Source organism: Streptomyces iakyrus (genome assembly GCF_000717055.1).
In the GTDB taxonomy this organism is placed as follows: Bacteria; Actinomycetota; Actinomycetes; order Streptomycetales; family Streptomycetaceae; genus Streptomyces; species Streptomyces iakyrus.
Map to the genome: position 1 here is coordinate 347,511 of NZ_JNXI01000004.1, position 21,353 is coordinate 368,863.

General features: G+C 72.8%; 14 protein-coding genes. 9 read left to right on the plus strand and 5 right to left on the minus strand.

The window, feature by feature from the left end:
* The first annotated feature begins 85 nt into the window (after positions 1–85).
* Positions 86–1,810, plus strand: coding sequence for a LuxR family transcriptional regulator AbsR2 (locus OO68_RS09740; RefSeq protein WP_033307807.1), 1,725 nt, complete (start codon positions 86–88; stop codon positions 1,808–1,810).
* Between the two features lie 44 nt (positions 1,811–1,854).
* Here the strand turns inward: OO68_RS09740 and OO68_RS09745 are convergent, their stop codons facing one another.
* A complete protein-coding gene (locus OO68_RS09745) occupies positions 1,855–4,422 on the minus strand; it encodes a CHAT domain-containing protein (protein WP_033307808.1) in 2,568 nt (855 codons plus the stop codon).
* A 169-nt stretch (positions 4,423–4,591) separates the two neighbouring features.
* On the opposite strand from OO68_RS09745, the gene OO68_RS09750 reads away from it, so the two are divergent.
* From OO68_RS09750 to OO68_RS09760, 3 genes are all read left to right on the plus strand, one after another.
* A complete protein-coding gene (locus OO68_RS09750; protein WP_033307809.1) occupies positions 4,592–6,022 on the plus strand; it encodes a S8/S53 family peptidase in 1,431 nt (476 codons plus the stop codon).
* 62 nt (positions 6,023–6,084) lie between these two features.
* Positions 6,085–6,660, plus strand: a complete 576-nt coding sequence (locus OO68_RS09755; RefSeq protein WP_033307810.1) for an RNA polymerase sigma factor — start codon at positions 6,085–6,087, stop codon at positions 6,658–6,660.
* Complete coding sequence (locus OO68_RS09760) at positions 6,657–7,187, plus strand: hypothetical protein (protein ID WP_245236938.1); 531 nt, start codon at positions 6,657–6,659, stop codon at positions 7,185–7,187. Before OO68_RS09755 ends, OO68_RS09760 begins: the two co-directional genes overlap by 4 nt.
* 19 nt (positions 7,188–7,206) lie before the next feature.
* Here the strand turns inward: OO68_RS09760 and OO68_RS09765 are convergent, their stop codons facing one another.
* Positions 7,207–7,995, minus strand: a complete 789-nt coding sequence (locus OO68_RS09765; protein ID WP_033307811.1) for an N-formylglutamate amidohydrolase — start codon at positions 7,993–7,995, stop codon at positions 7,207–7,209.
* A 317-nt stretch (positions 7,996–8,312) separates the two neighbouring features.
* Between OO68_RS09765 and OO68_RS09770 the strand changes: the two genes are divergently transcribed.
* The gene (locus tag OO68_RS09770; protein ID WP_033308012.1) at positions 8,313–10,478 is read left to right on the plus strand and encodes a hypothetical protein; all 2,166 of its coding nucleotides are present in this window, start codon (positions 8,313–8,315) and stop codon (positions 10,476–10,478) included.
* A gap of 5 nt (positions 10,479–10,483) precedes the next feature.
* Positions 10,484–12,139 (plus strand): ABC transporter substrate-binding protein, encoded by a 1,656-nt coding sequence (locus tag OO68_RS09775; RefSeq protein ID WP_033307812.1) that lies wholly within the window; start codon positions 10,484–10,486, stop codon positions 12,137–12,139.
* 162 nt (positions 12,140–12,301) lie between these two features.
* Here OO68_RS09775 and OO68_RS09780 read toward each other — a convergent pair whose 3' ends face one another.
* The gene (locus OO68_RS09780; protein ID WP_033307813.1) at positions 12,302–14,521 is read right to left on the minus strand and encodes an NADP-dependent isocitrate dehydrogenase; all 2,220 of its coding nucleotides are present in this window, start codon (positions 14,519–14,521) and stop codon (positions 12,302–12,304) included.
* Between the two features lie 187 nt (positions 14,522–14,708).
* Between OO68_RS09780 and OO68_RS09785 the strand changes: the two genes are divergently transcribed.
* A complete protein-coding gene (locus tag OO68_RS09785; protein WP_033307814.1) occupies positions 14,709–16,253 on the plus strand; it encodes a M1 family metallopeptidase in 1,545 nt (514 codons plus the stop codon).
* Positions 16,254–16,265: 12 nt separating this feature from the next.
* Here OO68_RS09785 and OO68_RS09790 read toward each other — a convergent pair whose 3' ends face one another.
* Positions 16,266–17,363 (minus strand): mechanosensitive ion channel family protein, encoded by a 1,098-nt coding sequence (locus OO68_RS09790; protein ID WP_033307815.1) that lies wholly within the window; start codon positions 17,361–17,363, stop codon positions 16,266–16,268.
* A 300-nt stretch (positions 17,364–17,663) separates the two neighbouring features.
* Positions 17,664–18,563 (minus strand): lysylphosphatidylglycerol synthase transmembrane domain-containing protein, encoded by a 900-nt coding sequence (locus tag OO68_RS09795; RefSeq protein ID WP_078625248.1) that lies wholly within the window; start codon positions 18,561–18,563, stop codon positions 17,664–17,666.
* A gap of 300 nt (positions 18,564–18,863) precedes the next feature.
* On the opposite strand from OO68_RS09795, the gene OO68_RS09800 reads away from it, so the two are divergent.
* Together OO68_RS09800 and OO68_RS09805 are read left to right on the plus strand one after the other, a co-directional pair.
* Positions 18,864–20,759 carry an ABC transporter ATP-binding protein gene (locus OO68_RS09800; protein WP_106974301.1) on the plus strand — a complete coding sequence of 632 codons (1,896 nt, stop codon included), beginning with the start codon at positions 18,864–18,866 and terminating at the stop codon, positions 20,757–20,759.
* 76 nt (positions 20,760–20,835) lie between these two features.
* Positions 20,836–21,330 (plus strand): hypothetical protein, encoded by a 495-nt coding sequence (locus OO68_RS09805; RefSeq protein WP_033307818.1) that lies wholly within the window; start codon positions 20,836–20,838, stop codon positions 21,328–21,330.
* Positions 21,331–21,353 lie beyond the last annotated feature (23 nt).

Below are 21,353 nucleotides of genomic sequence, written 5' to 3' on the forward strand. Positions count from 1 at the left end.
TGCCCCGCGGCCCGCCCCCGGCGCCTGAGTCGGGGGCTACTCAAGTCGCCCTGTATCAAGAGTGAGTAGCCGCGCTCATGTCTGTGTGACGACTTACGAGCGGGACGCGACGACGCTGGAGCTGCCCTGGCCGTTCGCCGGGCGGGAGGACGAACTGGAACTGGCCCGCCGGTCGTTGACCGGCGTGCGGCGCGGCATCGTGGTGACGGGCCCGGCCGGCTGCGGGAAGACCCGTCTCGTCACCGAGGCGATCCGCGGCACCGATTGCGCCCGGGCGGCCGGCACGCCCGAGAGCCGGGCCATCCCCTTCGCGGCGTTCGCGCATCTGCTCCCCGAGTCGGTCACCCTGCACCGCGCGGTCCAACTGCTGTCCGGTGTCCGCACGCTGCTGGTGGACGACGCGCACCTTCTCGACGACGCCTCCGCCGCCCTGGTCCATCAGCTCGCCGTGCACGGGCGCACCCGGCTGCTGGTCGTCGCCACCGCCGGCGCTCCCGTGCCCGGCGCGGTCTCCCGGCTGTGGACCGGCGAACTCCTGCCGCGCCTCGCGCTGGAGCCCCTGGCGGAGGAGGAGACCGGCCGGCTGCTCACGGCCGGCGCCGGCCCTCTCGACGCGCTCACCCTCAACCGGCTGCGCCGCCTGAGCCGGGGCGACCTGCGGCTGCTGCGCGACCTGCTGGGCGCGGTGCGCGGGCAGCTGACCCCGGTCCCGGACACCGGCGAACGCGCGTGGCGGGGCCCGGTCCCGCTGACCACGGCCGTACGAGAACGCACCGCCCCCGTCCTCGGCCGGAGCCGCCCCCTCGAACGGGAGACCCTCGACCGCCTCGCCTTCGCCGAGCCCCTGCCCCCGGACCTGGACGACCTGGACCTCGGGGCTCTCGAAGCGCTGGAGTCGGACGGCCTGATCGAGGTCGACGACCACGGGGCCGTCCGACTCGCCCACCCCCTGTACGGGCCGGTGCTCCGGGCCGCGGCGGGCCGGCTGCGGGCCCGCCGGCTGGCCCGGGCACCGGAGGAGTACGCCGCCGCCCTCGACGCCGAGTGCGCGGACCTGACCCGCCGCATCGACCGGGCCGACGTACGGGCGACGGCCAAACCGGTGGGGGAGTGGCAGGTCGCCGAGGGCGGCCCCCTGCCGGGCGGGTACGCCGCCGTGCGCGCCCGCTATGCGCGGCTGCGCGGGGAGGTGCGGGAGGCCGCCGCCTGGGCCCGGGAAGGGCTGCGGAGCGAGCCCGCGCACGCCTCCTGCCGCGCGGAACTCCACCGCGCATCGGCGACGGTGGACAGCCCGGGCGACCTCGGCCCGGAGGCCTTCACCGACCCCTACGACGCCGTCCGCCTCGGCGCCCCCGACCAGGCCGTCGACCGCCTCGGCGGCGTCTTCGCCCGGCATGCCGACGCCCTCACCCGCGCCGACGGCCCGGAGCTGGACGCGGTGGCCGGGGAACTGGAAAGGCGCGGCTTCCTGCTGTTCGCCGCCGAAGCACATGCCCAGGCCGTACGCGCCCACCGGGACCCGCGCGCCGCCCGGCACTCCCGCACCCGGGCGGTCGCCCTGGCCCGGCGCTGCCAGGGTGCCCGCACCCCCGCGCTGGCCGGGCTGGTCCTCGGCGAACTCACCGCCCGCCAGCGGCAGATCGTCACCCTCGCCGCGGCCGGCCTGACCAACCGGCAGATCGCCGAACGCCTCACCCTGTCGGTCCGCACCGTCGGCAACCACCTGTACAGCGCCTACGCCCGGCTCGGCGCGAGTGACCGCGGCGCCCTGCCGTGGACGGCCCACGCGCCGCAAGCCCAGCCGGCCTAGCCCGGGCGCCCAGGACCGGCGGCCTGACCCGGACAGGGGACGGGTCAGGCCGCCCCGAACGCCGAGAACGCCCACCCCGTGGCCTGGTGCAGGGCGTCGTCCGGCTGGGCGGCCCGGGCGTCGCGCAGCGCCTCCGCCAGGGACAGGCCGGCGTCGAGGCCCTTGTGCAGCGCCAGCATCAGCGGCACCACCGCGGCGTCGTTGACGGGGGCGCTGCACGCCACCACCCCGGCCGTGCCCAGCGGCAGCAACGCCGTGACCAGGCCCAGCAGTTCGTCGGCGCCGACCGAGGCGAGGCGGGCGGTGTCGCAGCAGGACAGGATGATCCGGTAGGGGCTGCGGTCCAGCCGCTCGAAGTCGTGCACGACGATCGGCCCGTCGGCCATCCGCAGCGACGAGAACAGCGGACTGTCCGCACGGAACGTGCCGTGCGCGGCGATGTGCGCCAGCGCGGCCCCGTCCAGCTCCTCCAGCACCCGCGGCACCCGCGCCCCGTCCCCTTCAAGGACCGTCGCGCAGCCGTACCGGCCGGCCAGCTCGGGCACCTCGGCACCGCCGGTCGCCAGGCCCGGGCCGCGCACCAGTACGTGGCAGCCGTCCGGCGCCGGCGCGGTCTCCCGCGCCCGCAGCCAGCTGCCCGCCGACGGCGACACGCTGAGCACCCGCTCCCGCAGCGACGGGAGCAGCGCCCACGGCACCCGGTGCAGCCGCCCCGGCGGCACGATCACCACCGGACCGCCGCCCAGGTGCGCGGCGGCCGGTCCGAGGAGCAGTTCCTCCAGCCGCCGCCCCGCCGCCTCCACCACCGGGAGCCGGGCCTCCGCCCCGGGGTGGGCCAGCCGCCGCAGCCCCGCCTGGACGTGTTCGGCCTCGCTCTCCGCCTCGGCGAGCAGCCCGGCCTCGAACCGGCGCACCCGCCCCCGCCCGCACAGCAGCACCTGCACCCGGCCGCCGAGCACGGCGAGTTCCACCAGCAGCACCTCGCCGCCCAGGTGCTCCAGCAGCCGGCCGACGTCGAACCGGGCCCCGTCCCCGAGTGCCTCTCCCCGAATGTGCAGGGTCCGGGAGCGGATCTCCCGCTCCAGGCGCCGCTGTTCGCGCTCCAGCGCCGGGACCGGCCGGCCCTCCATCCGGGCGGCCTCCGCACGCGAAGCGATCTCGCGGAAGGCGGTCATGCCGCTGAGCAGTTCCGGGTCGGCGGGCGGCCGCGTCGGCGGGGTGGACAGCGCCGTGGCCCGCCAGCGCTCGCTCCACACCAGCAGCCGCCGCGGCCCGCCGGAGACCAGACTGGCCCGCTGCGCCAACGCCGCCAGTTCCGCGCCCTGTTCGGTGGCACGCGCCCGCAGCTCCGAGGCGCCCAGCGTCATCCGGTGGTCGTCCAGCACGTCCAGGCCCCGTCGGCAGGCCTCCAGCACGCCCCGGGCCGACCCGGCGGCCTGCGCCCGCAGCGCCTGCGCCGCCCAGCCCGTCAACCGCGCCAGCGGCGGACCGCTGCGCCGGCTGCGCGCGGCCACGGCCAAGTGCCGCTCCGCGTCCGCCGTCCAGCCCAGGTCCAGCGCGATCCGGCCCGCGAGCAGCGACGCCTCCGGCGCGGCCGGAGCGCCGAAGGAGGCCAGCTTCCCCGCCACCGCGGCGGCGTCGGCGACCAGCCGCCCCGAGCCGCGCCCGGCCGCGTGCCGCGCCTCGATCAGCACCAGCCGGGCGTGCGTCTCCCACCAGGTGCGCCGCTGCCCGGCGAACAGCCGTACCGCGAGGGCCGCGCGGGCGATCGCCGTATGCGCGTCGCCGGCCAGTCGCGCGGCCCGTGCGGCGGCCAGCAGCAGCTCAGCCTTGCGGGTGGACTGCCCGCCGATCCCGTCCAGCTTCCCGATCGCCGCGTCCGCCTCGGCCAGCGCCTCCGGCGCGAGACCGGCAGCCATCAGCACCTCACAGCGCCGGATGTTCAGCATGAACGTCGGCGTGCCGAGCCGGGCGTAGCGCTCCTCCGCCTCGTCCAGCAGCCGCAGCGCCACCGGCACGTCCCCCGACCGGAACGCGGCCAGGCCCCGGCTCTCCACCGCGTCGGCCTTGTCGTGTTCCTGGCCGGTGGTGTCCCACAGCGCCTCCGCCGCGGTGAAGTCCGCCTCCGCCCGCTCCACCGCCCCCAGCGCCAGATGCACGGTGGCCCGCAGGGTCAGCGTCCGCGCCGTCCAGATCACGTCCTCCGCCTGCCGCAGCACCGGCACCGCCCGGCGCACGTCCTCCAGCGCCTCGCGATGGTGGCCGAGCACCCACCACACGTACGCCCGCCGGTACAGCACCCGCGCCCTGGTGTGCCCGCCGCCGCGCGCCACACCCCGCTCGAACGCCGCCAGGCCCTCCCGGGTGCGGCCCGCATGCACCAGCGCCACGCCCAGCGTGGCCAGCACGTCCGCCTCCCGGTCGGCCGAGTCGGCGCGCGCCGCGCACTCCCGGGCCCGCCGAAGGTGGTGCAGTGCGAGCCGCAGATCGCCGAAGTCCCGCTGCCAGATGCCGATCACCTGGTGGGCCACCGAGGCGGCCGGCGGGGCGGGGTCGGCGTCGAGCAGCGCCCGGGCCCTCGCGAGAGCCTCGCCCGGGTCGGCGAACACCATCGGCAGCAGTTCCGTAACCGAGTCGCTTCCCGCTGTCACTCCTCGGATGGTAGTGGTCCCGGAGCGCACGACACAGGTGTCGAGCTGTATCAAGAGATGGCGGCGCGGCTCATGTTGACGACCGCTCAGCGGAACCGGCCGACGCCGTCGCACCCACGGGAGGACCCGCATGGCACCTCAGCGATTCCACGAGCAGTTCGACCAGATCCAGCGCTCGATGCCGGACGTCCCCCTGGCGATGGGCCCGGACGACTCGGCGGAGTTCATGTACGAGAAGGGCGTGGTCCTCGTCCGGGACGGCGAGGAGGCCCGGATCGTCGAGGACACCGTACGGGCCCACTTCACGGCCGCACCCGACCTCGACCAGGAGCAGATCCGCCGCGCGGGCCCGCAGACCAACCGCAGCGGCATCACCCGCATCCGCGTCGGCGACCCCGGGGAGGGCGGCCGGGACACCGACCGCGCCGTCGCCCACGCCCTGCGCTCCGTCCGGGAGCACGAGTCCCGCGCCGGGCACCGGATGGTCGCCCGCAACCACGTCGTGCACATCGCGGTCAACGCCTGCCCCGGCGACGAACCCGTCCCCGCCCCGCTCAGCGAGCCGCCCAACCCGGCCGCCGCCGGCACGCCCCACGACCCGGACACCGCCGTCGGCGTCCTCGTCGTCGACACCGGCCTCATGCACGACTACCGCTCCTGCGGCCTGCTCGCCCACACCGGCGGCGACGCCCAGGTCCAGGAGTGCGACGACCGGGGCGTCCTCCAGCAGTACGTCGGCCACGGCACGTTCATCGCGGGGCTCGTCGCCGCCGTCGCGCCCAACACCGACATCACCGTGCGCGGCAGCCTCAACGACGCGGGTGCCGTCCTGGAGTCCGAGTTCGGCGAGAAGCTCTTCGAGGCCGTCGACGCGGGCGGCTGGCCCGACGTGCTCAGCCTCTCCGCCGGCACCTCCAACGGCCGCACCGACGGCCTGCTCGGCGTCGAGAACTTCATGCGGGAACTGCGCGAGCAGCGCACCCTGCTGGTCGCCGCCGCCGGCAACAACGCCAGTGCCGCGCCCTTCTGGCCCGCCGCCTACGCCGATCTGCCCGGCTGGGAGGACTCCGTGCTGTCGGTCGGCGCCCTGCGCAGCGACGGCGAGTCCGGCGCCTGCTTCACCAACCACGGCCCCTGGGTGAAGGTCTACGCCCCGGGAGAGCGCCTCACCAGCGCCCTCACCGGCTTCGAAACACCCGTCCCGTACGTGTACCAGCACTCCACGTACGACGCCTGCCGCTACGGCTTCTCCTACGGCTGCACCTGCCAGCACCCCCGCCACAGCGGCGTGCTGAGCGACGAGGGCGACGCCGCCAAGCCGGACCAGGTGATGTTCGAGGGGTACGCGCAGTGGAGCGGCACCTCCTTCGCCACCCCCGTGACCGCCGGCCTGGTGGCCGCCCACATGACGGCGCACAAGGAGACCGACCCGCGTGCGGCCCGGCGGCAACTGCTGGCCGCCGACGCGGAGTTCACGGAGGTGCGCGGTGCGCAGGTCCCGGCGCTGCGTCCGCCCACCTGGCGCCCGGTCCCGGTCGTGCGCCTCGGCCCCGGACTGTGAGGGCCGGGGCCGTCCCCTCCACGGCGTACGATGACGTGCCGTATTCGAGGGGTGGGGCTGCCGTGGACCGTACTGATGCCGGCGCGCTCGTCCGGGCAGCCGCCGACGGTGACGCGGCGGCCTGGAAGGCGCTCGTGGAAGGGCTGAGCCCGCTGGTCTGGTCCGTCGTCCGGGCCCACCGGCTCTCCGACGCCGACGCCCACGAGGTCTACCAGACGGCCTGGTTCCGCTTCGCCCAGCACCTCGGGCGGATCCGCGAGCCCGGCAAGGCCGGCGCGTGGCTGGCCAGCACCGCCCGCCACGAGTGTCTCAAGGTCATCAGGAACTCCCAGCGGCTGACCCTGACGGACGATCCGCGGCTGCTGGACCGGGTCAGCGAGGACGGCACACCGGAACAGTCGCTGCTCGACTCGGAGGAGGCCGCCGCGCAGAGCGAACGCGTCCGGCGGCTGTGGCAGGAGTTCGAGGAACTGGGCGAGCGGTGCAGGCAGTTGCTGCGCGTGCTGATGGCCACGCCGCCGCCCAGCTACCAGGACGTGTCCGCCGCGCTCGGAATCGCGGTGGGCAGCATCGGGCCGTTGCGCCAGCGCTGTCTGCGGCGTCTGCGGGCCCGGCTTCAGGCACGGGGGGCGATATGAGTGACATGAACGGCGACAGGTACGACGACGGACTGTACGACCACGACCTGTACGAGGACGACCTGTCCGGCGAAGGGGACTTCGGCGACGAGGAGTTCGACGCCGGGATGCTGGAGGAGGAACTGCGGCAGGCCGCCGCCGTCCTCGACCCGGTGCCGCCGGAGCTCCAGCAGATCGCCGTCGACGCCTACGCGCTGCACGACCTCGACGCGCGCGTGGCCGAGCTGACCTTCGACTCACTGGTCGACGCCCTCCCGGTCCGGGGCGTCACCGACACGCCCCGGATGCTGACCTTCCGGGCGGGAGAGGTGACCGTCGACGTCGAGGTGACCGCGCAGGGGCTGATGGGCCAGGTGCTGCCGCCGCAGCCGGCCCGCATCGAGATCCTCGGCGGACCGCGGCCCGGCTTTCCGCTCACCGCCGACGACCTGGGCCGCTTCACGGGCGACGTGCCGCTGTCCGGCCCGTTCGCCCTGCGGTTGCGCACCGGCGGGGACGTGGTGGTGACGGAGTGGCTGCGGGCCTAGACACCCGCTGCGGGCCCGGTCAGCGGGACACGGCGTCGACCAGCCCGGCCAGTGCGGCGGCCAGTCGCTCCAGGCCGGGCCCGGCGGAACCGCCCGGCTCGGTCATATAGGTGTCCCGGCGGATCTCCACCATGAGCGCGCTCACCTCGGGCCGCTTCCCGTAGAACTCCAACGGGACGTAGGTCCCGCCGAACGGCGTGTCGAGTTCCGTCTCCCCGAACGCCTCCCGGGCCGCGTCGAGCAGCGCGGGAGGCGTGTGGAAGGAGTCGGTGCCGAGGCAGACCGGTGGGCGCGGCCCCTCCCCGTGCAGTTCGTACGGCAGCCTCCGGCTCGGGTAGGAGTGCACGTCGATGATCACGGCCCGCCCGGTGGCCTCCAGCCGGTCCGCCACCGCCCGCGTCATCGCCCGCGCGTACGGCTCGAAGTACTGCTCGACGAGGGGCGTGGCGTCGACGTCGTCGGGCCGCAGCACCCGGCCGTGCGTGGTGCGCGTGTAGACCGCTCCCATCCCGACGGCGAGCATCTCCTCCCGCTCGTCCGGAAACCGCTCCGGATCGACGACCAGCCGCGACAGCCGATTGACGAACCGCCACGGTGTGACGCCGGCCGGCCCGGCCGCCGCCTCGGCGATCTCCGTCGTGTGTGCGTCCGTGATGTGGTCCAGCTCCCGTGCCAGCTCCTCGTCGTCCAGGACGATTCCCGCCCGCACGGCGGCGGGTATCTCCCGCGCGGAGTGCGGCACATGGAGGATCACAGGCGACTGCCGGTCGCCGGGCAGCAGCTCGAAGGAGGGCGGGACGTCGGTCACGGGGGCTCCGGGGGAGTGGTCAGTTGGTGGAGGACGTGCAGGTGCCCTTGCCTCGTGTCTGTCATGCCCGGCGTCCTCCGTTGTTCTGTGTCCGGCAGGGTAGAGCCCAACCGGGTCGGCCGCTCGCCCTCGCCGGTGAACTCCTGCCGCGCCGCCCGATGGTCCGGCTCATCGGCCGGACGGCCGGCCGCCGGCAGACGCAGCAACGTCCATTGTCAGCGGGGACGTTGTCCCAGCGAGCGTTTCGTGTTCCACTGATCTCCCTCCGTAACGTCGATCACCCGCTCCCGGGCGGGAGAGTCTCCATGGGGGGATCCGTGGGTGAGGATCTGGGGTTCGAGAGACTTCTCGAAGAGGAAGGTTTCTTCGCGCGCCTGCTCGGGCGGTCGCCCTCGGGCGGTGGCAGCAAGCTGTTGTACGGCCCCGACCTTCCCGTTGTGCTGCTCACCGGCGGCCCGGGGATGGGCAAGGGGCGGCTGCTGCGCTTGGTGCGCGACCGCTTCGCCGCCAAAGTGCCCGTGATCTATCTGGACTGCGCGTCACAGGCGTACGAGGACGACGCGGGGCCGGAACCGGGCGCCCGCTCGGATCTCACCGAGGCCTTGGTCGACGTCGCCGGGCGGCTGCGCGCGTGGCAGGGAACGGGCGGCCCGTTCGTCTTTCCGCGGTTCTTCGCAGGCCTCACGATGATCGCGACCGGCGCTGCGGATCGCAGCCCCGAAGCGGTCAGGAGGGAAGTCGAGCGCTACGAGAACCTGCCCCAGCAGCAGGGCCTGCGCGGACTGGGAACCGGTGGGTTCTGGCGGAACGTGCTCATCGGAGTCATCCGCAATCTGCTGAACACCCTCGCCGGACAGTTGCTCGGCACACCCGGCGCCTCCGTGGCCGGCGCCCTGCTGGAGGCGCTCTTCGCGAACGCGGCGCCCAAGGGCAGGGGGGAACTGACGCGGATCTACGGCGCCTATCCCACCGCGGGCCACCAGCCGGAGCACGGGCTGCTCGATCTCGCCACGGACTTCAAGGCCGGCGGCGAGGCACGGGAGGTGGCGGAGCGCTTCCTCTTCCGGGCGCTGCGCGAGGACATCGAGGCGGCGTACGACGGCCCGGTCGGCTGGCTGAGCCGCGTCGGCCGCCCGGCACTGCTCCTGGACCACGCCGACTCTCCGCTGGGAGAGCGATTGCTGCGGGCCGTGCTCTCCGACCGGCGCGACGGACAGCGCGACCGCGTGGTGATCGTGGGCACGGCACGCCAGGAGGACGGCGGCGCCTTCCTGTACGGAGGGCTGTCGCCCGAGGACGCGGGGTACCCGGCGGAGTACCGGCCCGCCGACGGAATACCGGCCACATGGTCCCGGAACACGGGCCCGCAGCCGGACCAGGCGCCTTTGGCCGACGGGGTACTCCTCCTGCGGATGCCCTTTCTCACCGGTGACCAGCTCCGTGACGAGACCCTGCGAAGACAGCGGCGCACGGAGCCGGAGAGCGGCGCGAACCGCCGCCGTGTCGTCGCCGCCGTGGCCCGGCTGAGCGGCGGGCGTCCGCACACGGTGATCCGGCTGGCCGCAGCAGCCGCCACCTTCCGGATGCCGACGGACGCCAACGACCGAGACCTCCTCGACGCCCCGCTGCGCCACCCGGACGGCGCCGCCGAACGGCCGGTGACCGACGTTTTGCTGCAGGAGCTGATCCTGGACCAACTGCCGACAGAGCTGCCGGACGAGCACCGTGACCAGTGGCTCGATCTGATCACCCATCTGTCGGTGGCCCACGGCATGGAATGCGCAGACGTCCTGCTGCTCCACCATCAGGCCCACCGGGTCTCCGTCCTGACAGCACATCAGGTCGCCAAACTGCTCACCGAAACCGGGTGGCCCGGCTGTGAACGGCACTTCATCGGGGACTTCGGGCTGCGTCAGCTGCTCGTGCACCGGCTCTACGGACTGCGCCCCGACGGCGCCGCCTGGCACGCCGACCACCATCTGCTGCGCGACCACTACGCCCTGCGCGCGGCGGACGACGGGGCGGCGAGTGGCGAGGCGTTCCGTTCCCTCACAGCGCACCGGATGAACCACCACCTGGTCTCGGGCGGCGCGGACGACGTGGTCCGCCACCTCGCCGCCACGCTGCCCGGCCGCCCCCGGGAGTGGTGCGCGGAGCTGCTGGAGATCGCGCAGGCTCCTTGTCCGGGCGGCGCGGACGCCCGCCGTGTGCGCGCCCAGGGTCTGGTGCCGATGGAGGGACCCGCGCTGCGCCGCACCGTCGACCAGCTGCTGCACGCGGTGTGGCTGTGCGAGGAGCGGACCAGGCCGACCGGGAGCGAGATGGCCCGCACGCTGGCAGGCCTGCTGGAGCGTCTGTCGATCATGGAGTTCGACGGCGCCGGAGATCTCGGCCCGACGGCCACCGAGTGGAGCGGCCTGGCGGCGAACCAGCGGCCGCTGCTTCGCTGTTCCTGCACCGATCAGCTCGGGCGACGGAGGTAACGGGGATGTCCGGTCGGCTGTCGAGAACCAGATGGACGGGGCTGCCCAGGTGGCGGCAGATCCTCTACGTGCTGCTCGGCCTGACGGTGCTCGTGGCCGCCGTCGTGTACGGCAGATCCGCCGCCCAGAAACCCGACACCTGCGCCGACGGCGTCGAGCGGATCGACGACGAGTGCATCGGTGTCAACGGCGAGGGATACGACTTCGGCACACGCGAGATCCGGGCCGTCGCCCAGGCCATCAAGAAGGAGAACGACCGGATCGCCCAGCAGCCCCATGTCACCGTGGCGATGATGCTGCCGCTCCAGTCGGACCAGCCGACACTGCGCCGGCAGATGCGCAGCGACCTCCAGGGCGCGTACCTGGGGCAGCGACAGGCCAATGCGGGTGAGGGTGAACTGCCCAGGATCCGGCTGGTTCTGGCCAATCCAGGACGGAACTACGGGCGGCAGGACGAGGTCGTGGACACCCTGATCGGCATGGCCGGCTCGTCGAAGGACCGGCTGCGCGCCGTCACGGGCTTCAACCTCAGCCTCGACGCCACGGAAAAGGCCGTCGAACGCCTGACGAAGAACGGGATCCCGGTGCTCGCCTCCCGGATCAGCGGCGACCGGATCGCGAACGAGGACGACACGGACGGCGCGGCGGGACAGCGATTCCCCGGTCTGGCCCGGATCATCCCCACCAACAGCGGCGCGGCCAGAGCCCTGGCCGACTTCAACGGTGCACGCGGGCGGCAGGACGCCCGAACGGTCTTGGTCTTCGACACCCGCCAGGACGCCTACGACGAGTCGCTGGCGGACGCGTTCCGGGGCATCAAGGAGGCCGGCCCGGCCGGGCCCGCCGCGATGCCCTTCGAGTCCCCGGGGATCTACGAGGCGGGGTCGACCGGCAATCAGTTCACCCAGATCGCCAACAACATCTGTGACTCGCCGGCCGACACCGTCTACTTCGCGGGCCGCACACTGCACTTGCGGATATTCGCGCTCAAACTCGCCCAACAGCCTTGCGGGGACCGGCATTACACGATCATCAGCGGATCCGACGCCGCCTCGCTGCGGCAGGGCATGTCGGAGAAGGACTGGGCGCAGCTGCGCGGCACGGGCGGCGAAGCGAAGGTGACGGTGCAGTACGCCGCCCCCGCGCACCCGGCCGCCTGGAGCACCGAGTTGAAGGCATGGAGGAAGAAGTGGGACGCGAGCCACGACCGCGAGCCCACCGCCGACGAGCTCCCTCAGTACCTCACCGAACCCAAGGCGGCCCTGGACAACCTGAACAAGCTGATCGAGGCCACCCTCCAAGAGGGCACCGGTCTCGGCTCCGTCCCGAACCTCGAGGACTCCCGGACGATGCTCGTCTATGACGGTCTGCTCACCATCGGCACCGCCCTGCACGAGGTACAGGGCGACGACGCCGAGCAGGTACCCGGCCTGAGAGACGTCGGCACGGAGTGGTCCAAGCTCCAGTCCCGGCACCGTGTCAAGGGAACGAGCGGTCTGATCTGCCTCACCAGCGGCGGAAATCCGTACGACAAGCCGGTCGCCGTGGTCGAACTGGACCCAGGGCAGAAGGGCCGCGGCACGCTGAAGTTCGTCGGCATCGGCTGGCCCACCGGCCGGGAACAGCCGAGAAACTGCGTGATTCCGAGCAGGACACCCTGACGGCCGAGGACCTTCAGAGCAACCGCTGTGCCGATGTGGAGCCTCTCGCCGCGCTCTACGCGCTGATGCAGGCGGCCACGGGGGAGGGGCGCACACGGCTCCGCCCCGGCCGGGCGCTGTGCCGGCCGGGGCGGAGTCAGCGGGCCGTGGGGGCCCGGGGCGTCAGCTGAGGGACGCCAGGGCCTCGTTCCACGTGGCGGACGGACGCATGGCCTCCGCGGCCTTCGCCGGGTCGGGCTGGTAGTAGCCGCCGATGTCGACCGGCTTGCCCTGCACGGCGCTCAGCTCGTCGACGATCTTCTGCTCGTTCGCGGCGAGCGTCTCGGCGAGCGGGGCGAAGGCCTTCGCCAGGTCCGCGTCGTCGCTCTGCCCGGCCAGTTCCTGCGCCCAGTACAGGGACAGGTAGAAGTGGCTGCCGCGGTTGTCGATGCCGCCGACGCGCCGGGTCGGGGACTTGTCCTCCTCGAGGAAGGTCGCCGTGGCGCGGTCGAGGGTGTCGGCCAGGACCTGGGCGCGGGCGTTGCCCGCCACCTTCGCGAGCTGCTCGAAGGACGGCACCAGGGCGAAGAACTCACCCAGGGAGTCCCACCGCAGGTAGTTCTCCTTGACCAGCTGCTGTACGTGCTTCGGCGCCGAGCCGCCCGCACCGGTCTCGAACAGGCCGCCGCCCGCCATCAGCGGGACGACCGACAGCATCTTGGCGCTGGTGCCCAGCTCCAGGATCGGGAACAGGTCGGTCAGGTAGTCACGCAGGACGTTGCCGGTGACCGAGATCGTGTTCTCGCCGCGGCGAATGCGCTCCACCGACAGCTTCGTCGCCTCGACCGGGTTGAGGATCCGGATGTCCAGGCCCTCGGTGTCGTGCTCGGCGAGGTAGGTGTTGACCTTGGCGATCAGGTTGGCGTCGTGCGCGCGGGTCTCGTCCAGCCAGAAGACGGCCGGGTCGCCGGTGGCGCGGGCGCGGGTGACGGCCAGCTTCACCCAGTCGCGGATCGGCGCGTCCTTGGTCTGGCAGGCGCGGAAGATGTCACCGGCCGAGACGGCCTGCTCGATGAGCGCCGTGCCGTTGCCGTCGACCAGGCGGACGGTGCCCGTGGTGGGGACCTCGAAGGTCTTGTCGTGGCTGCCGTACTCCTCGGCCTTCTGCGCCATCAGACCGACGTTCGGCACCGAGCCCATGGTGGACGGGTCGTAGGCGCCGTTCGCCCGGCAGTCGTCGATCACGGCCTGGTAGACGCCCGCGTAGGAGGAGTCCGGCAGCACCGCGAGGGTGTCGTGCTCCTGGCCGTCGGGGCCCCACATGTGGCCGGAGGTGCGGATCATGGCCGGCATGGAGGCGTCGACGATGACGTCCGAGGGGACGTGCAGGTTCGTGATGCCCTTGTCGGAGTCGACCATCGCCAGCTCCGGGCCCTCGGCGAGCTCGGCGTCGAAGGAGGCCTTGATCTCGGCGCCCTCCGGCAGGGAGTCCAGGCCCCTCCAGATGCCGCCCAGGCCGTCGTTCGGGGTGAGGCCGGCCGCGGCGAGCTTGTCGCCGTACTGCGCGAACGTCTTCGGGAAGAAGGCGCGCACCACGTGGCCGAAGACGATCGGGTCGGAGACCTTCATCATCGTCGCCTTCAGGTGCACCGAGAACAGCACGCCCTCGGCCTTGGCCCTGGCGACCTGCGCGGTCAGGAACTCCCGCAGCGCGGCGACGCGCATCACGGAGGCGTCGACGACCTCACCGGCCAGCACGGGTACGGACTCGCGCAGCACCGTGGTGGTGCCGTCGTCGCCGACGAGCTCGATGCGCAGCGCGCCGTCCTCGGCGATCACGACGGACTTCTCGGTGGAGCGGAAGTCGTTCTGCCCCATGGTCGCCACGTTGGTCTTGGACTCGGCGGTCCAGGCGCCCATGCGGTGCGGGTGGGACTTGGCGTAGTTCTTGACCGAGGCGGGGGCGCGCCGGTCGGAGTTGCCCTCACGCAGGACCGGGTTCACGGCGGAGCCCTTGACCTTGTCGTAGCGGGCGCGGATCTCGCGCTCCTCGTCGGTCTTCGGGTCGTCCGGGTAGTCCGGCAGGGCGTAGCCCTGGCCCTGCAGCTCGGCGACGGCGGCCTTGAGCTGCGGGATGGACGCCGAGATGTTCGGCAGCTTGATGATGTTGGCGGCGGGCGTCTTGGCCAGCTCGCCGAGCTCCGCGAGGGCGTCCGGGATGCGCTGGTCCTCGGTGAGGTACTCCGGGAACACGGCGATGATGCGCCCGGCCAGCGAGATGTCGCGGGTCTCCACGGCGACACCGGCCTGCGAGGCGTACGCCCGGACCACCGGCAGGAAGGAATACGTCGCCAGGGCGGGGGCCTCGTCAGTGTGCGTATAGATGATGGTCGAGTCAGTCACCGGGTGCTCCGCTCCACGTCTGCAACATTGCTCGACATCAAGATATCTCGTGACCGGCCTCGGCTCGACAGGGGTCCACGACCAGTTTCGTGCAACCGATCGCCCCGTTCCCGTGTCTGGGAGAGAGATCACTCACTCCAAGCCACGGCCGGATCTGACCACCCGGCCGTCCGAGCGAAAGCGGACCATGAGATATCGCACCAGAGTGACGGCCCCGGCGGTTGCCCTTCTCGGCACGGCGGCGGCACTGACCACGGGGGTCCCGGCCCAGGCGGCCGGCCGGACCGGCGCCGTCCCGGGCGCCGAGACCCTCGGCGACCCCGTCTACCCCGCCCTCGGCAATGACGGGTACCGCGTCTCGGCGTACCACCTCGACTTCGCGTACGACGCCACGACCAAGCTCGTCGAGGCCACCGCCACCCTGACCATCCGCACCACCCAGGCACTGAGCCGCTTCTCCCTGGACGCGCGCGGCCTGGACATCCGCTCCGTCCGGGTCGACGGCCGCACGGCCAGCTTCGAGCAGGTGGCCGAGAAGCTGCGGATCACCCCCGCACGCAAGCTCGCGGCGAAGTGCCGGGTCACCGTCTGCGTGGCCTACGGCGCGGACCCGCGCCGGACCCCGCCGCCCGCCGGCGGCTGGGTGGCCGCGCCGGACGGGTTCGCGGTGTGCTGCCAGCCGGACCTGGCGCACACCGTCTTCCCCTGCAACGACCACCCCTCCGACAAGGCCGACTTCACCTTCCGCCTCACCGTTCCCACCGGACTGCGGGGCGTCGCGAGCGGCCTGCTGGAGCGCACCGAGCAGCTGGCGGGCGACCGGACCGCGTACACGTACCGCTCCCGCTCGCCGATCGCCACCGAGGTGGTGCAGATCACCGTCGGCGACTATGTGATCAAGGACCGGCAGGGCCCGCACGGCCTGCCGCTGCGCGACGTCGTCCCCGTCGCCCGAGCCACCGCCCTGGAGCCCGCCCTGGCCCTCACCCCGGCGCTGGTGTCCTGGGTCGAGCAGCGGCTCGGCGCGTACCCCTTCGAGACGTACGGCCTGCTGCCCTGCAACAACGACGCCCCGGACGCCTTCGACTTCACGGGTCTGGAGACCCAGACCCTCACGATCTACAAGCCGAACTACCTCCTCCAGGAGGAGAGCAAGATCGGCTCGCACATGATGCACGAGCTGGTCCACTCCTACTTCGGCAACAGCGTCAGCCCCGCCACCTGGGCCGACCTGTGGCTGAACGAGGGCCACGCCGACTTCTACGGCCTGCTGTACCGCTACGAGCGGGGCTGGCCCGACTCCAAGGGCATGACCACCATGGAAGCCCGGATGAAGGACACCTACGCCCTCGGCGACCAGTGGCGCCAGACCTCCGGGCCGGTCGCCGCCCCCAACGCGGCCAACCTGTTCGACAGCCAGCGCTACCTCGGCGGCGTGCTCGTGCTGTACGCGCTGCGGCAGCAGGTCGGCGAGGCGGCGTTCACGGCCCTGGAGCGCACGTTCCTGGAGCGGTACCGGGACTCCTCGGCCTCCACGGAGGACTACATCGCCGTCGCCTCGGAAGTCTCCGGCCAGGACCTGACCGGCTTCCTGCGGGACTGGCTGTACGGCACGAAGACGCCCCGGATGCCGGGCCACCCGGACTGGACCGTGACGCCGGCGAAGGCGTCCCTCTCGGCACCGCGCGACCGGAGGGACAGCCGCCACCACGAGAACTCCGCGACGCTGTAAGGGTGGAGCGCCTCAGTCGAACCGGGCGGGGCTCAGCCCGCCCGGTTCGATCTCGCCGGTCCGCTGCTGCGGGATGCCGACCGAACCCTGCTGCAACGCCACCGTCCGGGCCGGGGCGGGGATGCGGATGCCCTCCGCGCGGTAGCGCTTGTGCAGGCGCTTGATGAACTCGTGCTTGATCCGGTACTGGTCGCTGAACTCGCCGACGCCCAGGATGACGGTGAAGCCGATCCGGGAGTCGCCGAAGGTGTGGAACCGGATGATCGGCTCGTGGTCCGGCACCGCGCCCTCGACCTCGGTCATCGTCTCGGCGATGACCTCGTTGGTCACCCGCTCCACGTGCTCCAGGTCGCTGTCGTAGGCCACCCCGACCTGGACCAGGATGGTCAGCTGCTCCTCGGGGCGCATGAAGTTGGTCATGTTCGCCTGCGCGAGCTGGCCGTTGGGGAGCACGATGAGGTTGTTGGACAGGTTGCGGATGGTCGTCTGCCGCCAGTTGATGTCCTCGACGTAGCCTTCCTCGCCGCTGCTGAGCTTGATGTAGTCACCGGGCTGGACGGTCTTGGAGGCGAGGATGTGGATGCCCGCGAAGAGGTTGGCGAGGGTGTCCTGGAGGGCCAGCGCGACCGCCAGACCGCCGACACCCAGGGCGGTGAGCAGCGGGGCTATGGAGATGCCCAGCGTCTGGAGCACCACCAGGAAGCCGATCGCCAGGACCAGGATCCGGGTGATGTTGACGAAGATCGTGGCCGATCCGGCGACCCCGGAGCGGGACTGGGTGACCGTGCGCACCAGTCCGGTCACCACCCGGGCCACCGACACCGTCGCCACGAAGATGAGCAGCACGGTGAGCACCTGGTTGGTGGTGTGCTGCACGGTCCTGGTCAGCGGCAGCACGGCCGCCGCGCCCGCCACGCCGCCCACGACCGCCGCCCAGGGCACCACGGCCCGCAGCGCGTGCACGATCACGTCGTCCCCGCTCCAGCGGGTCCGGTCGGCGTGCCCGCCCAGCCAGCGCAGCAGGATCCGCAGCGCGAAGGCCGCCAGCAGGCCCGAGGCGAGGGGGATGCCGGCGAACAGCAGATCGTCCACGGTGAGGTCCCGGTTCACCGGTCACCTCCGGGGCGGACAACCACGGCCAACGCCGTCGTCAACGGCCGGATGTGAAATCGCGTCACGTCGTCACCTGCTCGTTCTCCGGGATGCTCGAAGGTGTCCGACCACCCTGACCCGCGGTCGGCACGATCGTTCATCCTGCCGCATCCCGCACGGGGTTCCGAACCGCGGACGGGGGTCGGGGGAGGGTGAGTCGGCGCACATGACGCGCGGTCACGCGCGCTCCTGTCGCGTGACCGCGCCGGCGCGCCACCCCTGTCAAGATCACCTTCAGCCGCACAAACGCCGCCCGTGTCAGATCACCTTCAGCCGCACCAGCGCCGCCAGCGTCAGCGCACCCGGCACCAGCGGCAGCCAGACGGTGATGACCCGGAAGGCCAGGACCACGGCCGTGGCCACCGCGGCCGGGCCGCCCGCCGCCACCAGCGCCACCACCAGCGCCGCCTCCACCGAGCCGATCCCGCCCGGCGTGGGCACCAGCGCGACGGCGACCGTCGCCGCCAGATAGGCCACCGCCATGTGCGCGGGCGGGATGTCCAGTCCCAGCGCCCGCCCGGTCAGCACCAGCACGGACGCCTGCAGCGCCGGGAACGCGAACGACCCGCCCCACAGCGCCAGCGCCCGGGCCGGGCGGGTGTGCACCGAACGCGCCTCGCCGAGAGCCGTCCGCAGGAAGGACACCAGGGCCGAGCGCAGTCTGCGGACGAGGGCGAGCACGGCCGCGGCGATCACGAGCACCACCGCGACGCCGGCCAGCAGGGGGCCGAACGCCGTCTCCGGCACCAGCGTGCCGAGCCGCAGCGCGTCGGGGAACGCGATGAGCAGGGCACCCAGCAGCGCCACCCGGCCGATGCTCTCGGCCAGCAGGTACAGGCCGAGAGCGGCCGAGGAGCGGGCGAGGGGCAGCCCGCACACCGTCATGAACCGCAGGTTGACCGCGCTCGCGCCGAGACCGGTCGGCAGCAGGTGGTTGGCCGCTCCCGCCGCGAACTGCGTGGCCAGCAGCCGCCGTCGGGGCAGCCGTTCGACCACCGCGCCCTGCCGGGTGCAGGAGGCGGCGACCCAGGTCAGACAGGTCGCTCCGGCCGCGGCCAGCAGCCAGGGCCACTCGGCGGTGCGCAGATGCGCGAAACCCGCGGCCAGCACCGACCGGTGCTGCACGGCGACGACGGTGACCAGCAGGAGCGGGAGCAGACACAGGATCTGCCGCAGGCGGCGCACCGGGACGCGACGGGGGAGTCGTTCCGGGCGGAGGTCGGGGAGTTGTACCGCTGTCACATCCCCAGAGCCTGACCAGGGCGGGCCAACTGCGGGTTGCGGGAGCGGGGACTGGGGATTGCGCGCGGGAAGCGGCTGCGTGGGGAGCGTCATCGGGGCCTTTGCGCGGAGGGACGGGGAAGAGGGGGATCGGGCTGATTGTGCGGGATGTCGGGGGCCGAGCGCGAGCTCCTTGACCTCAAGATTGCTTGAGGTTCTACGGTCGCTGCCATGAGCATGGAGACCACAGCGTGGACACAGCTGCACAGCGTCATGAACGCCGAACGGGAGCGCCGCCCCTTCGCCCTGACGACCCTGCGCCGCATCGGCGCGTTCGCCCGCCCGCACCGGCGCCGCATCGCCCTCTTCGTCCTGCTCGGGGTGGGCACCGCCCTGCTGGCCGTGGCGACCCCCGTACTGGCCGGGTCGGTCGTGGACACGATCGTCTCGCACGGAGACGAGGGCACCGTCGTACGTCTCGCCCTGCTCATCGCGCTGATCGCGGTGGCCGAGGCGGTGCTCGGCGTCCTCGGCCGCAGGCTGTCGGCGAGGCTCGGGGAGCATCTCATCCTCGATCTGCGGACCGCCGTCTTCGACCATGTGCAGCGCATGCCGGTCGCGTTCTTCACACGCACTCATACGGGCGCCCTGGTCTCCCGGCTCAACAACGACGTCATCGGAGCCCAGCGCGCGTTCAGCAACACCCTGTCCGGAGTGGTCAGCAACCTGGTCACGCTGCTGCTCACGCTCGCGGTGATGCTCACGCTGTCCTGGCAGATCACCCTGCTGGCGCTGGTGCTGCTGCCGGTGTTCGTGATCCCCGCCCGGCGCATGGGCAGCCGGATGGCCCGGATGCAGCGCGAGGCGGCGACGCTGAACGCGGCGATGGGCACCCGCATGACCGAGCGGTTCTCCGCCCCCGGGGCCACGCTGGTCAAGCTCTTCGGGCGGCCGGAGGAGGAATCGGAGGAGTTCGCCGAGCGGGCCCGCCGCGTCGCGGACATCGGGATCCGCACGGCGACCGCCCAGGCGGCCTTCATCACCGCACTCACCCTCGTCTCGGCCCTCGCCCTGGCCCTCGTCTACGGCCTCGGCGGCTGGTTCGCCCTGCGGGGCGCCCTGGAACCGGGCGCGGTCGTCTCGCTCGCGCTGCTCCTGACCCGGCTCTACGCGCCGCTGACGGCGCTCGCGGGAGCGCGCGTCGAGGTGATGAGCGCGCTGGTCAGCTTCGAGCGGGTCTTCGAGGTGCTCGACCTCAGGCCGCTCATCGAGGAGAAGCCGGACGCGCGCCCGGTGCCCGACGGGCCCGTGGCGGTCGAGTTCGACCGGGTCCGCTTCGGCTACCCCGCCGCCGACAAGGTCTCCCTGGCCTCCCTGGAGGAGGTCGCGTCCCTGGACGGGCGGGGCGGCGACGAGGTCCTGCACGGCCTGTCCTTCCGCGCCGAACCCGGCCAGACCGTGGCACTCGTCGGCTCCTCCGGCGCGGGCAAGTCGACCATCGCCCAGCTGATGCCGCGCCTGTACGACACCGACGAAGGGGCGGTGCGCATCGGCGGCGTCGACGTCCGCGACCTCACGGCGCGGTCGCTGCGGCAGACCCTCGGCATGGTCACCCAGGACGGCCACCTCTTCCACGACACCGTCCGCGCCAACCTCCTGCTCGCCCGCCCCGAGGCCACGGAGGACGAGCTGTGGGACGCGCTGCGCCGGGCCCGTCTCGACGACCTCGTACGGTCCCTGCCCGACGGCCTCGACACCGTGGTCGGCGAGCGCGGCTACCGCCTCTCAGGCGGCGAGCGCCAGCGCATGACCATCGCCCGGCTGCTGCTGGCCCGCCAGCGCGTCGTCATCCTCGACGAGGCCACCGCCCACCTCGACAACACCTCCGAGGCGGCCGTCCAGGAAGCCCTCACCGAAGCCCTCGAAGGCCGCACGGCCGTCGTGATCGCCCACCGCCTGTCCACCGTCCGCGCGGCGGACCAGATCCTCGTCGTCGAGGCCGGCCGGATCGTGGAACGCGGCACGCACGAGGAACTCCTGGCGGCGGGACAGCGCTACGCGGAGCTGTACCGCACCCAGTTCGCCGGACCGTCCGGCGCGACGCGGGGCCCCGCCGTGGAGGAGGCCGCCTAGCGCGTGAACACCCGCCCGGACCTGTGCGTACTCCTGTGCAGTACTCCCGCCGACAGCCCGCACCCGGAGAGGCGACGTGTCCCAGCAGCAACCGCCCGTACGACCCGCCCGCCGCAGCCCGTCCCGCGTCCCCCGGCCGGGCGCCCTCGCTGCGGCCGGTGTCCTGGTCGTGCTTCCCCTCGTCACAGCCTGCGGCGGCGACAAGGACGCCGGCGGCGGCAAGGCGACGCCGAGTGTCACGGCCGCTCCCGCCGCCGGGGTCGTCGCCCCGGCCAAGGTGGAGGTGATCGCCGGGCTGACCGGCTGCAAGGCGAAGATCCGCATCGACGCCGACGAACTGCGCCAGGGGCTGTGCCGCACCGAGAAGGCCGACTACCTCATCACCACCTTCCCCGAGGAGAAGCTCAAGGAGACCTGGCTGGAGAGCGCGCGCGTCTACGGCGGGAAGTACCTCGTCGGCACGCGCTGGGTGGTCAGCGCCAAGCCGGCGCTGCTGGAGTCCTTCCGCGCGAAGCTCGGCGGCACGATCAGGGAGCTGCGGGGCATCGGGCCCAAGCCCACCGGGTCGTGACCGCTCCCTTTCGATTTCGGCTG

What these genes read in the sequence shown, in the direction of transcription:
- OO68_RS09785 (WP_033307814.1), top strand. Translation starts at nt 14,709, where the DNA reads ATGAGATATCGCACCAGAGTGACGGCCCCGGCGGTTGCCCTTCTCGGC.
- OO68_RS09775 (WP_033307812.1), top strand. Translation starts at nt 10,484, where the DNA reads ATGTCCGGTCGGCTGTCGAGAACCAGATGGACGGGGCTGCCCAGGTGG.
- OO68_RS09745 (WP_033307808.1), bottom strand. Translation starts at nt 4,422, where the DNA reads ATGGTGTTCGCCGACCCGGGCGAGGCTCTCGCGAGGGCCCGGGCGCTG.
- OO68_RS09760 (WP_245236938.1), top strand. Translation starts at nt 6,657, where the DNA reads ATGAGTGACATGAACGGCGACAGGTACGACGACGGACTGTACGACCAC.
- OO68_RS09800 (WP_106974301.1), top strand. Translation starts at nt 18,864, where the DNA reads ATGGAGACCACAGCGTGGACACAGCTGCACAGCGTCATGAACGCCGAA.
- OO68_RS09750 (WP_033307809.1), top strand. Translation starts at nt 4,592, where the DNA reads ATGGCACCTCAGCGATTCCACGAGCAGTTCGACCAGATCCAGCGCTCG.